This window comes from Candidatus Thiodiazotropha endoloripes (assembly GCF_001708965.1).
GTDB classification, from domain to species: Bacteria; Pseudomonadota; Gammaproteobacteria; order Chromatiales; family Chromatiaceae; genus Thiodiazotropha; species Thiodiazotropha endoloripes.
Window position 1 is genome coordinate 1,089,121 of sequence record NZ_LVJW01000006.1, and the last position, 12,075, is coordinate 1,101,195.

10 protein-coding genes are annotated in these 12,075 nt (G+C 56.8%); all 10 read right to left on the reverse strand.

The features are described from left to right. Positions 1-300 precede the first annotated feature (300 nt). The 10 genes from A3193_RS15570 to A3193_RS15615 all read right to left on the reverse strand — a co-directional run bounded on the left by A3193_RS15570 (position 301) and on the right by A3193_RS15615 (position 12,065). A complete protein-coding gene (locus A3193_RS15570) occupies positions 301-888 on the reverse strand; it encodes an antibiotic biosynthesis monooxygenase (RefSeq protein WP_069003312.1) in 588 nt (195 codons plus the stop codon). After that, positions 885-1,517, reverse strand: coding sequence for a glutathione S-transferase family protein (locus A3193_RS15575; RefSeq protein WP_069015246.1), 633 nt, complete (start codon positions 1,515-1,517; stop codon positions 885-887). The genes A3193_RS15570 and A3193_RS15575 overlap by 4 nt, the downstream gene beginning before the upstream one ends. Then, positions 1,514-2,107, reverse strand: a complete 594-nt coding sequence (locus A3193_RS15580) for a 2-hydroxychromene-2-carboxylate isomerase (protein ID WP_069015247.1) — start codon at positions 2,105-2,107, stop codon at positions 1,514-1,516. Before A3193_RS15580 ends, A3193_RS15575 begins: the two co-directional genes overlap by 4 nt. Before the next feature lie 205 nt (positions 2,108-2,312). Further along, positions 2,313-3,623 (reverse strand): DUF1329 domain-containing protein, encoded by a 1,311-nt coding sequence (locus A3193_RS15585; RefSeq protein WP_069004102.1) that lies wholly within the window; start codon positions 3,621-3,623, stop codon positions 2,313-2,315. Between the two features lie 23 nt (positions 3,624-3,646). Further along, positions 3,647-5,575 (reverse strand): DUF1302 family protein, encoded by a 1,929-nt coding sequence (locus tag A3193_RS15590; protein WP_083218803.1) that lies wholly within the window; start codon positions 5,573-5,575, stop codon positions 3,647-3,649. Between the two features lie 247 nt (positions 5,576-5,822). After that, on the reverse strand, positions 5,823-8,219 hold the full coding sequence (locus A3193_RS15595) for an efflux RND transporter permease subunit (RefSeq protein ID WP_305782043.1): 2,397 nt from the start codon (positions 8,217-8,219) through the stop codon (positions 5,823-5,825). Then, the gene (locus A3193_RS15600) at positions 8,216-9,202 is read right to left on the reverse strand and encodes a WD40/YVTN/BNR-like repeat-containing protein (protein ID WP_083218153.1); all 987 of its coding nucleotides are present in this window, start codon (positions 9,200-9,202) and stop codon (positions 8,216-8,218) included. The genes A3193_RS15595 and A3193_RS15600 overlap by 4 nt, the downstream gene beginning before the upstream one ends. A gap of 121 nt (positions 9,203-9,323) precedes the next feature. Continuing rightward, positions 9,324-10,115 carry a 2-oxo-3-hexenedioate decarboxylase gene (gene dmpH / locus A3193_RS15605; RefSeq protein WP_069015249.1) on the reverse strand — a complete coding sequence of 264 codons (792 nt, stop codon included), beginning with the start codon at positions 10,113-10,115 and terminating at the stop codon, positions 9,324-9,326. After that, positions 10,115-11,143, reverse strand: coding sequence for a 4-hydroxy-2-oxovalerate aldolase (dmpG, locus tag A3193_RS15610; RefSeq protein WP_069003303.1), 1,029 nt, complete (start codon positions 11,141-11,143; stop codon positions 10,115-10,117). Before dmpG ends, dmpH begins: the two co-directional genes overlap by 1 nt. Positions 11,144-11,153: 10 nt before the next feature. Next, positions 11,154-12,065, reverse strand: coding sequence for an acetaldehyde dehydrogenase (acetylating) (locus tag A3193_RS15615; protein WP_069003300.1), 912 nt, complete (start codon positions 12,063-12,065; stop codon positions 11,154-11,156). Between the last annotated feature and the right edge of the window lie 10 nt (positions 12,066-12,075).

Consider the following 12,075-nt stretch of genomic DNA (forward strand, 5'->3'; position numbering starts at 1 on the left):
AGTGAGATGGCGTATCAATCTGCAATGACCAAGCGTTTAACCTCTCTACAAAACAGGCAGTAATCCCAACTGCGCGAGCATCGCAGCGGAACCGAAGGGGTATGACGGCTGGGCGCCGTTTCATTTCGCGAGAAAAGAAACGTGACTCGTCCAGCAGGGCGAACCAGGGGCTTGCCCAGAAGATGACAATAACGAGTGGCAGAGAACATCCGCCCCTAATGAACGCATACAGTTTTTTATTTGTGGCTCATATTGGCGTTAATTCGTGTTCATTTTCAGACTAAAAAACTCAAATCAATTTCAGCTAGAACCAGAAGGATAGAGCCAACGGGAAAACAGCCGGGTCAGGAAGGGCAGTACGAAATAGGTCAGTGTCGGCACCACAATAATCGTCAGGCTGAAGGTCCTGACGACCAAAGGCAGATCTTCGATGTAGGAACCGATCAACAGACTCAGCAGTGTCACCAGTGTGAACACCCCCAACCAGACAAGAAATGCCATTTTATACTTCGGCGGATGCACATTGATGGCACAATCGGGCAGGGTAAACCAGGCTTCGAGACCGGTGATTGTCTGAATCTCCCGAGGCTGACTCACCTGCTCCGCAATCTCCCGCCACTCAGCCCGCTCGGGGGAGCTCTCCCAGTTTTGCAGATTACTCAGGTGATCAAATCTGAAAACAATACGGTAACTGCCATTGGGTTTGTTCGGCCTGAACACATTGGTACCCATATGCCCCGGCCACTGCATGGCCGCATTGGTGATACCCGTTATGTAATCTTCGAATTCCGACTCTTTACCCTCGACGGGTTTGCGGGTCACCATCACGGTAACCGGTGGATCACCCTCAACATTGTCACCAGTTGGGAGCGTATTACTCTCAGTCATCTCAACCAACCTCTGTCCAATTTATCCATTACAATCCTCGGTGCGGTCTTGGTAAACACCGCTGACTCCGTCATTCGATCGAACCACGCCATCAGACCGGGAGCACGGGGCGAAGGCATATCGTAAGCCATCGCCAATCCGAAGCGCGTTGCCAGGATAAAATCAGTGATGCCTCCTGATGAGACAAAGTGACTCTGCTCTGCCAGTCGCTGTTCCAGATAGGGCATAGCCTGATGCCAATCGCCCATCGCATTGGCAATCACTTCCTCATCCCACTCTGCAGGCGGCTTATCGCGCCGCTGAAACACCAGGTCTCTTACCGGTCGACCCACAGCACTGTCTGCATAGAGAGCAATGCTCCTTGCCTCGGCCCGTTGTTCAGGCGAACCTGGCCACAAGCCACCATAACGCTCATCGAGATACTCCAGCATCACCGATGAATCGTGCAGCACCAGCTCACCGGCTTTAAGCACCGGCACTGTGCCACTTGGCGTCAATCGGCCCCACTCCTCTTCGTACTCATCGTAGGCCAGTCGTTGGTATTCAACTTTGCAGTGGTGCAACGCCATACGCACCCGCCAGCAAAACGGGCACTCCTCTTTATCATAGAGCAGCGTCTGCGGACTCATAAGCGTGAGAGCCGCAACTCCCGAAGATGTTCCAGCACGAAATCGATACGATCCTGGCCCCAGAAGATCTCTTCTCCGATGATAAAGGTCGGTACACCCACAGCACCTTTTTCATCCGCCTCCTGCCAGTTACGCATCAGCTGTGCCTGATTATCTGGATCATTCGCGGTCTCAGCCAACTCTTCCCGATCGAGTCCAATGCTTTCACCAACCTGCAACAGGATATCGAGCTGTCCAATGTCGGCGCCTTCCGCCCACTCCTTACGCATCACCTCATTGATATAGGGTTTCAACACTCCCTTTCGCTCGGCCAACAGCGACCCCGCACCCGCCAGTGTCGGATCGGTGGTTTTGGGAGGTGGATTTACCGGCACACCCAGGCGTCTGGCAAAGCGAGCCATATCCTGTCTGGCGATCGGCAGTTTTTTCACCGCCACTTCCGGGGGTGAGCGACCATCCCAACCGCCCAGGGGACGCCACACCAGACGGGTATGGTAATCCTCGAATATCGGCCACAGGGTTTTGCTCGCAAGGTAGCAGTAGGGACTGCGGAAATTGAAATAGAAATAGACGTCAACCGGTTCAACCATCGTCAAGATCCTTTAATAAAGTAGCTTCTGATCGATAACTCATTGTTAACCCGGTACATACCGGAAAGAGGGCTTAACAAATGCTTCGTCAGATTAGAAACAGGGGAAAACCGATCAGCCTGAAGAGATCACTCGCTCAGCTGGTGGCTTTCCCCTGTTGCCAAAAAATGTCTGGCGGCTGGCGCCGCCAGACAAAAGCACGGTATCAACGACCGGAAGCTCTCAAGTTCTGTACTGTGAATTTTCTGGCAGGATTCAGCGATGGATCGACCTGTCCCTTGAACTGACCGGTGGTACAGTGCATCGCCTGCACATCGATCATGGTAAAGGAGTCATCGATCGCTACACCGGTACCCTTGTTCTTCGGCAGATGGTGATCCGGGTGGGCCTGACCGATCTGCCAGCTCTTCCACAGGTCACCTTTGCGGTCATAAGTTAAAGTACGTGGGATAGTGAAAGTCTGTGCATCGATATAGTGAACACGCTTGCTGATCGGATGGTTCGCATCCTTTGGCTTGTTCTCCAGCTCATAGACCTTGCGCAACTGCCAGGTGATCTGGGGAAAACAGTCACCCTTGTCACCCATCTCTACAAACTGATATCCATCCGACTCTTTGTGCTCTTCAGAGAGCTGTAGAGCGTTGTGGTTATAGAAGGGCACCAGGATGTTTTTGGACCCTTTGAAGGTCCACTCCATGTCGTTGATGCGACCGTTGTAACCTTCGAAATCCTCGATCATGACATCGGACCCGAGGAACGCATCGGTCACCTGACCGGAGGCCAAACGACGTACCCGACGTTGGAAGCCGAGGTAGAGCCAAGCACTGTCGCGCTTCAGATCGTTCTCATATCGATGGATCAGCAGTTGGGTATCCTTGACGTCAAACGGCTCCAAGGCCTGCACATAGATGGCACGGAACAGCTTTGACGGGTTGGGTGTGATCTCCGGCAGCGGCTCCTGATTCACCCGATGCATGTAGTTGAGAAAGTGGAAGTTGAACTTGATCGTTCTCTCCAGCTTGCCTGACTTCATATCCTTGTACTTCCAGTAGAAGGGATAGATCGCCGCGTTGTCACCCCAGTTGTAACCATACTTGTAGTTCCAGGCGAGCTTTTCACCGGCGCGTGGATCGTCCATTGACGGCTCTTCGGGAAAGGGACGACCGGCGATAAAACCTTCGATCTCGCCCGACTTCTCACCCAGCTTCACCTTACCCAGACCGTCACGGGTCGCCTGGATATAGTTGGGGTGGAGATCGAAAGAGGTGGTCTCACCTACCGTGATCTTGGTCCACCCCTGGCTGATGAACTCGAACATTGCCGGGTCGATGACCTCTTTGAACTGTCCGACGTTGGATTGATCGATCACCACCCCGGCCTTCAGACCATCATGGGTGGGGACACCGTTCTTATATGGGAAGAAGCTGCTCTCCACATCTTCATTGGTTGCTGCCTGAGCGGGCAGGTTGGCAGCCATCAAAAGTGCTGCCACCAGCGTTGTATTAAGCAAACGCATGTTCAAAACCTCCATTCAAATTCTTAGAAGCGATAACGCAGGGTGATCTGAAACTCATCCTCGGCCTGTGCCATACCGATCGGCCCGGAACGGAAACGACCAAGGGGTTCATATCCCGCCAGATTACGCAGCGCGGTATCACCCGGCTCGCCATCTCCGGTAAACGGGGGAAAGGGGTTACAGGAACGACAATCGTCAAACTCCTGCTCGCCATCACCCACTTTCACATTGGCGCCGACGGTCAGTCTCAGGTTGTCGCTGATCAGCCAATCGACCGAGGGGGCAATCACACTGGCACCCGCCTTGAAGTCGTGAGCCATGATGACCTGGGGACTGACCCGGTCGTTCTGATACCAGCCTTTGACCAGCAGGGTACCCACGTGGTTGATTTCCCAATTCGGATTACCCGCTTCGATACCGTTGACTGTCTCCCGCTCATGATCCACCAGATACTCGCCGAACAGTTGCGCGGAGATCAGGAAGGCACGTTTCTCGTTGAGAATGGGGATGAAGGTGGGACGATCCCAACCGATGACGTAACGGAATACATCCGACTCGGAGTAGAGCTCCGGACGCAGGGTGTTGGCAAACTCCTCACCGTCGGTGTAGGCCGCTTCGACACGGAACACCGATTTGATGTCATCCACGTAGAAGTCGAGGGAACCACCGATCAGGTTGACCCTGGGGAAGTACATATCGAAGGCGATCAGATAGTCGTAGCTCTGAGACTCGACCTCCGGGGTGAACGGATTGTCCGCATTGTCCACCACGGCGCGCAGCGAAGGCAGCTGAGAGCGATAGGTCAGCGCATTCAGTGAGAAGCCAACACCCTGATAGTCACCTTCAAGCTTGAGGCCGAACTGGGAGTTGCTCAGCGACCAGTCAGGCAGATGCACATCGCGGATACCGATCACATGTTTCGGGAAGTCGGTGGAGAGGGCACCACCGGCGAAGTTGGATACGGAACAGCCGTTATCCCAGCAGTTCTTCATCGCACGGAAGAAGCTGCCCGCATCGAGAATTGCATACGGGGTTCCGCCCTGGCCCAGGTTGTTGGGCCGGAACTTGTCGAAGTTCCAGACGAACTGCATGTTCAGGTCATCAAAGGTCTCGGTGGCGCCCATACGGTACTCACCGGTGGCCATCCACATCGGAATACGGATATCCTCCAGTTCGTCGTAGATATTATGTCTTGAGTAGTCCACCGGATTGATCACATCGAGTACCCGGAAGAGATCGGTACGGCCCCAGACCACCTGCTGACGCCCAAGCCGGAAATTCCAGGTGGCTGCATTCTCGGTTGGCAGGGTGGCATCCAGATAGGCTTCGCGCAGAAAATCGAGCCGATCGTTGAATTCCGGATACTTCAGCTCACTCTCTTCGAAATCCAGGTAGTCATCGATACAGCCACGGGAGTCCACATCACAGGGACGCACCGGAACGCCCAGACCGACACCCCCATCCGTGTCGTGCAGTGCGTGGCCCAGATTGACCATACCTTCATTGGGATTTTCCGTGGTATCGAAACCGAATCCCAACACACCGGTCGAGATATCGGATTGACCCCAGGCGGTACTGCCGGCGCCGCCTACCGATTGCATGTTGATGGGTCCACCGGCGTTATCGCCAAACTCATCGTCGTTGAGATCATAGACACCGTCATAGGTCGCCCGGAAGGTACCGACGAAGCTGACGTTGGAAAATGACCCCTGCTCTCCATAATCCTTGGAACCTTCAATCAACACCGTGTTGCGCATTTTACTCAGCCCTACATTACGGCGACTGTAGGTGGCGTTTTCAACAAATCCGTTGACCTGCGTCGTGCCGTCTTCGGAGGTGTAGGCCAGGGCCTGGCCTCCGCTCAGACAGGCCGCAATCGCAGCCGCCAGCAGTGTGGCTTGAATGACCGGATGCTTCCTTCCCGGTTGTTGTTTGTGACTGTCTAGGAACATCCTAGCCTCCTCCTCATACTGAATTATGTAAGCAAGACTTATTAATGCAGCAGGCGTGCCAAGTTGTAAGTCACTGTATTATCTGAATATTTGTAGAGAAAAAAACGATCGATTGCGGATATCGTAAAAATATCGATATTTTAATTGATCAAATGATAATTTGTTATTATTTCGATAATTATTATCACGCAAAAAAAGGCCGGAAAACGCTTCCGGCCGAGGGAGGGACCAAAAAAAGATATGACAATCAGGCGGTCTGAGGCTTCTCTGCGTAGAGCACGCCATCGTCGTCGTAACGGGCGCTGCCGATGAAGCTGGGACGGAAGATCATCACCCAGGAGGGCACCAGAAACATCGCTGCCAGAGCATTCAGGATCAGCATCACTACCAGCAACAGAGCCGCATCCGCCTGGAAGCGCAGATCGGAGATGAAGACCCACATGATCACCCCGCCGATCAGACAGGCGGCGGTGAAACCGATCGCCTTGCCGGTGGTGGCGATGGCTCTCAACACCGCACTCTGCAGATGCCCTTGAGCCTTGGCTGTCTCTTCACGGATCCGGTCCATGATGTAGATCGAGTAGTCGATGCCGACACCGATGCCCACCGCGATGATCGGTACGGTATTGACATTGATGCCGATCGCCGCAAGGCCCATATAGGCGTAAGTGGAAACCGTACAGAACATCATCGCCGAGAACATGATGAAACCGGCGTGCAGGGACATGTAGAACCAGGTAACGAAAACAAAGATCAGGGCCAGTACCAGCGGGATGATCAGCATGTTACTCTCATAGGCCGATTCGTTCATTGCCGCAGTAACTCCGACCAGCCCGCCGGCAAGCTCGATGTGCAGTCCATCCACCTGGTTGGCGGGTTCGTTGATCCACTCCTTGGCGCGATGGATCGCCCGACGGATGGTCTTTGCCTGATGATCCTTGTAGAAGAAGACGATGTTGGCCACCTGATCGTCAGTATCGATAAACTCCTTCAGGGCACCCGGCACCGGGCTGGAGGCCATATAGGCGAACATCAGACCGCCCACATAGGCCTCGGTATCGGGAATGATCGCCCAGCGGGGATCGTCGGAGTGGAAGATCCGGTTGACCTGCTTGACCAGATCGGGAACCGCCTTGGCGCCACCCAGCTCCGGGTCGAGCAGCATATGGTTCTGAAAAGCCTCAATGGCCTGCAGCACATCGGGCCGTTTCATACCCCCCTTCTTATCGGTGCGGGCCACGATGTAGAGCTCCTCGGAACCGGGGAAACGTTCGTTGATCACCTTCGATGAGACGTTGTAGTCGTGATCCAGATAGAGGATCGGCGAGCCTGGTTCCGACTCGCCGATCTGCACCCGACTGCTCAACTGGGCGCCGACCAGCAGTATCACGCCGGCAACACCAAGAATGACCATGCCGCCATGACGATTGGCAACCACCGCGGCAACCCGGCCAAACAGGGCATCTTCCGCAGCCAGTCTTTTCGCCGCCGGCTTGGGTTTCGGCAGCAGCGAGAGCATCAGCGGTACCGCGATCAACACGGTAAACACCACGCACACCGCCCACAGTGAGGCATAGATACCCAGCTTCACATTGATCGGCACCGAGCCGAGTGCGATCAGCAACAGGCCGATGGCATCGGAGACGATACCCAGACTGCCGGGCCGGAACAGGGAGTCGAAGGTACGATGGGCCGCCTCCCTGGGCTCATCCACCTCTTCCAGTTCCCCATAGAACCGCTGCACCAATTGAATCGCATGGGACATCGCCCGGGCCGAGATCAGGAAGGGAATCACCAGGGTCAGGGGATCCAGGTTGTAGTCCAGCAGGGAGAGGATACCCAGCCCCCAGATCGCCGAGATGGTGATGCCGAACATCGGCAGCAGGATCCCATAGGCACGACGAAAATAGATGATCAGCAGGAACAGCATGATCCCCACCGTGGTGGTGAAGATCAGAAACAGCTGATCCAGATAGCTGTAGACCCAGCCCCACAACATCGGCTGACCGGTAGCGTAGATCGACACCCCGTCCGCATTTTCCGTATCGCGGATCTGCTGCAGCTGATCGAAGATCTCACCATAGTTCAGCTGACCCTCGTTGAATTGGGCCTTGATCAGTGCCGCCTTCAGATCGGGCGAGACCAGCAGGCCGAACACCCGTGGGTTGCTCATCACATCGTCCCGCAGCTTGCTCAGCTCAGTGTCGCTCCAGCTCTCCTTGAGGGGATCGTAGTAAGGCTGGGAGTTCACATCACCGGTATCGGTCAGCCAGACCTTGCGCGAGGTGCGATGGGTCAAACTGGCCAGCAGATTGTGGTTGACGCCGCTGACGTTATCCACCGCCTGGGTAATACGGTGAATACGCGCCAGGGTCTGCTGAGTGAAGATATCTCCCTCATCCACCACCACCGCCATCACCACATTGTTGGCGCCGCCGAAGGTGTCACGGATCGAGTTGTGCAGCTTGATGTACTCGTGTTCCTGGGGCAGCAGATCGGCAAAGTCGGAGTACATCTGAACTTTCGGCACCTGAAAGGCGAAGAACAGCGTCAGCGCCGCGATCACCGTGAGAAAGATCTTGGGAAATTTGAACACCAGGTTGTCGATGTTTTTCAACCAGTGTGAGAAGGCGTGCATAGTCATTGGACGGCTCCTTCAGCAGGGGTCGCAATCGGGCTGATGGTGCCCCGCCCACCCATCACCAGCAGGCGCTCATCACCCTGGGGGATGGCGGTGATCAGATAGGAAAAGAGTCGCGGTGCATCCGGCACCCGCTGCCAACGATCCCCCTGCAGTTGCAACAGGGTGCCGTTGTCACCGGTGGCGTAGAGTCGATCGCCCTGGGGAATCAGATTGTAGATCGGCGCCTTACTGACCGACGCCTGACGATGCCAGGTCTCTCCCCGGTCTTTGGTATGCAGGATGGTGCCGCTGAGACCCGCGACCCAGCCCTCATCCAGGGAGCGGAACCAGGCCGCCATCGGATAGAACTCGTTGGGAATATCGTTACCCCGCTCCCAGCTCTCGCCGCCGTCATGGGTGAAGTAGAGGGAACCGAACTCTCCTGCGACCACCCCATTATCCCGGTCGAGCCACTGGATCGAGGTGAACTGCATATCCTCCTGTTGTGAGATCTCCTGCCAGTTGGCCTGGGTCTCGTCGCTGTGGATCAGGGTGCTGAAGCTGGCGGTGATCCAGAATCTGCCACGGGGGTCGCAGGTGACCGCCATCGGACTCTCCAGGGTCTCCAGCTGGGTCGCCTGCCACTCACTGCCGTTGGCGTCGGAGATCCAGACCTTACGTACCGTATCGATGGCGGCAAAACTGCCGTCTTCACAACTGGCCACCGCGACCAGGGAGGAGTTGGTCGGCAGTTGGGTGCGCTGCCAGGTCTCCCCCTTGTCGAGGCTGGTCAGCACCGTGCCGTAATCCCCCACCGCAATGATCCGGCGATGGTTGGAGGCGGCGGCTTTCAGCTGGTCGAAGCGGTAGATCGGCTTCTGGATCTCCCGCTCCACCAGGGTCAGATCGAGAGGCGCTTCACATCCACTGATCAATAGGGCCAGGAGCAACCAGGGCGTATAACGCCAGCGGTTACGTTGTTCAGTTCGATGATGGTTACTCATCTGCTCATCCTCTCATCTCCATCCCCCGGGGGATGGTTGGCATATTCTTATGGACAGGACTTGGCAACACCGCACCCTATCCACCAATCAAGGAAATCCGGTCTAGTGGTCTGATGCCACCTTATACAAACCGCATCCCCACACTGCCCAATCCCTGGTATCTCACATTCAGGCAATCCCCCTTCTCCATCGCCACCGCAGCGGTGATGCCGCCGGTGAGGATCAGGGTACCGGCGGGGATCTCCTCACCCCGCTCACCCAGCATGTTGGCCAGCAGCGCCACACTGGCGGCGGGATGACCCAATACCGCAGCACCGGCTCCCAGCTCAACCACTTCGCCATTCTTCTCCATCACCACACCCAGGGTACGCATATCCACATCCGCCGGATCGGCCATCTGCCCACCCAGCACAAAGCGGGATGAGGAGGCGTTGTCGGCGATCACGCTGATCAGGTCGAAACGGAAATTCTCATAGCGGGAGTCGATCACCTCCACCGCCGGAATGACAAAATCGGTGGCCGCCAGCACATTGCCGATATGGCAACCGGGCCCTTTCAAGGGGGCTTTGGTGACGAAGGCCAGCTCCGCCTCCACCTTGGGATGGATCAGCTGATCGGTCTCGATCTCGCCCCCGTCGGGACGATCGAAATAGTCGGCGAGAAAGCCGTAGACCGGGGTCTCCACACCCATCTGTTTCATCTTTGCGCGGGAGGTGAGACCCACCTTCAGACCGATGATCTTGTTACCTCTTGCCTGCTTGCGGCGACGGATCTCGAACTGGATGTCGTAGGCGTCGTCGAAATCCATCTCAGGAAAACGATCGGTGATCTTGGTGGCATCCTTGGCCTCCAGCTCGCTGGTCTCCAGATACTCCGCCAGTTCGGCGACCTGTGCTTCTGTCAGAGTGCCCATCAGTTCGCCCCCTGTGCCTTGGCCATCTCCATCGCCACATCCTCGATCATATCCTCCTGGCCACCGACCATACCCCGCTTGCCCAGCTCAACCAGCACATCCCGCGAGGAGACGCCGTAACGCTGCTGGGCCCGTTTGGCGAACAGCAGGAAGGAGGAGTAGACCCCCGCATAACCCAGGGTGAGGGCATCCCGGTCGACCCGGATCGGCTGATCCAGCATCGGTACGATCAGGTCCTCCGCCACATCCATCAGCTTGAACAGATCGACCCCGGTCTCCACGCCCATACGCTCCGCCACCGCAACAAACACCTCAAGGGGGGTATTGCCAGCACCGGCACCCATGCCGGCGGCGGAGCCGTCAATGCGGTTGGCGCCGGCTTCCACCGCCGCCAGAGAGTTGATCACCCCGAGGGAGAGGTTGTGGTGGCCGTGAAAGCCCAGCTCGGTCTCCGGCTGCAGGGCATCGCGCACGGCACCCAGCCGCAGCGTCACATCCTCTGGCAGCATGTAACCGGCGGAGTCGGTGACGTAGATACAGTTGGCGCCGTAGCCCTCCATCAGCTTCGCCTGCTCGATCAGTTTTTCAGGCCCCACCATGTGGGACATCATCAGAAAACCCACCGTATCGAGCCCCAGTTCACGGGACTTGGTGATGTGCTGCTCAGAGACATCCGCCTCAGTGCAGTGGGTGGCCACACGGATGGTATCCACCCCGCAGTCCGCAGCCATCTCCAGCTCGGGTACGGTACCGATGCCCGGCAGCAGCAGTGCCGAGATCTTCGCCCGTTTCAGATGCGGCCTTACCGCACGCAGATACTCCTCGTCGGTATGGGCGGGAAAGCCGTAGTTGACCGAGGCGCCCGCCAGGCCGTCACCGTGGGTGACTTCGATCATCGGCACGCCCGCCTCATCCAGCGCCGAGGCCACGGCGACCATCTGATCCAGTGTGATCTGGTGGCGTTTGGCATGCATGCCGTCACGCAGGCTCATGTCATGGATGGTGATCTCTTTTCCGGATAAATTCATTGTCTCTACCTCAGGCCGATGCGGCTTCTAAAGTCAGGGTGCCGTTGATGATCTCTTCCGCGAACATCTCAGCGGTGCGCAGACCGGCTGCGGTCATGATGTCCAGATTGCCGGCATACTTGGGCAGGTAGTCACCCAGCCCCTCCACCTCCATGAACACGGAGACCCGGTTGCCGTCGAACACCGGACCGTTCTTCAGTCGATAGCCCGGTACATACTTCTGCACCTGTTTGATCATCGCTTCGATCGACTCGGTGATGGCCGCCTGATCCGGCTCGCCCTCGGTTATGCAGTGCACGGTGTCACGCATCATCAACGGCGGTTCCGCCGGGTTGAGAATGATGATCGCCTTACCCTTCTTGGCGCCGCCGACCTTCTCCACCGCGCCGGAGGTCGTCTGGGTGAACTCATCGATGTTCTTGCGGGTGCCAGGCCCGGCCGAGCGGGAAGAGACGGTCGCTACGATCTCGCCATAGGCCACTGGTTGCACCCGGCTCACTGCCGCGACCATCGGAATGGTCGCCTGCCCGCCACAGGTCACCATGTTGACGTTGAGCTCACGCTTGCCCACGTGGTCCTTCAGATTGACCGGCGGCACACAGAAGGGGCCGATTGCCGCCGGGGTCAGGTCGATCATGATCGAACCCTGCGCCTGTACTTTACGATTGTTCTCCCCGTGCACATAAGCGGAGGTGGCGTCGAAACAGATCTGTATGTTGTCTTCCCGCATATGGGGCAGCAGACCGTCGACCCCTTCATGGGTGGTCTTAAGACCCAGGTCGCGGGCTCTGGCCAGACCTTCGGAAGCCTCGTCGATGCCCACCATCCAGACCGGATTGATCCAGTCGCTGCGCAGTGCCTTGTAGAGCAGATCGGTTCCGATGTTGCCGGAGCCGATCAGGGCGGCGTTGATTTTGTTCATGAATCCTAAC